The sequence below is a fragment of the Thermotalea metallivorans genome (assembly GCF_001562415.1).
GTDB lineage: Bacteria > Bacillota > Clostridia > Peptostreptococcales > Thermotaleaceae > Thermotalea > Thermotalea metallivorans.
The window spans coordinates 1-1080 of the sequence record NZ_LOEE01000017.1 but is presented as its reverse complement, the minus strand read 5'-3'; the positions used below and the strand labels follow the sequence as shown (position 1 = coordinate 1080).

Genomic DNA, 1080 nt, shown 5'->3' with positions numbered 1-1080 from the left:
TTTCCATTCTCTTATCCTTAATACCAGAGGAATTGAGAGGTAATACATTATTTATAACAATTGATGATACGCTTCAAGCAAAGTACGGCGATAAGTTTGACTGTTATGCTAAGCATTTTGACCATACGCAAAAGACAGGCAACCAGTATCTTAACGGTCATTGCTTTGTGTGTGTAATGATCAATATTCCTCTATACTATGGGAAAGAGGTAAAATACCTTAGCATTCCAGTAGGCTATCGCCTATATGCAAGTGGTGAGAATAAACTTAAAATGGCATCACAGATGATAAAGAGTATTATGCCTCAGCTCCGTGAGTTTCAAGTAATTTTACTATGTGATAGCTGGTATACCAAAGGATCTATCATTGATACAGTAAAAGAATTTGATAATCTAGAAATCATTGGTGCAGTACGCCATGATACAGCCATATACGATCTTCCTCCAGCCCCTACAGGCAAAAGAGGTAGACCAAGAAAAAAAGGTGATAGATTAGACATCAAAGAGTTTTCCTATGTTAAGAACGGTGAATACTATGTTGCTGAGAAAAAAGTAATGACTAATCTATTTGAGGAGGCAATCTATGTCACAGTGACTACAACAGATATTGAAACCTTCTCATCCGTCAGAGTATATATTAGCAGCATCGAGCCTAATAAAATTAAGGTCCTGACAACAAATGAATCGTCAAATAGTGACAATGAAGATACGAGCAAAGCATTACGAATTTATCGAATAAGATGGAATATTGAAGTAATGTTCTATCAACACAAATTCTTTTGGTCCTTCGGCAACTATATGGTCAGAAACAAGGATGCAATCGAAAGATACGTTAACCTATTGGCTATTGCCTATACTTTTACCTGTCTGTTGCCTTTTATCGATAAGAAATATGCTGAGTATCAGTTTAAAAGTCCTCAACTAGTGAAAAGGGCTGTAGGTGAACAAATTACTAAAGAATTAATATTTGATACTTTCGTATCCAGCTTCGAAAGTGCCAAAATTTATTCAACCGTTAAAGAAGCTGTGCAGAGCTTCCTTGACAAAGATCAGGTAGCTTAGTCAAACTTGTAAAGTGGTA

At 36.0% G+C, this 1080-nt stretch carries 1 protein-coding gene; it reads left to right on the top strand.

The features are described 5' to 3' along the window. On the top strand, positions 1 to 1061 hold a 1061-nt coding region (locus AN619_RS02510), incomplete at its 5' end, for an IS701 family transposase (protein ID WP_068554797.1). Between the last annotated feature and the right edge of the window lie 19 nt (positions 1062 to 1080).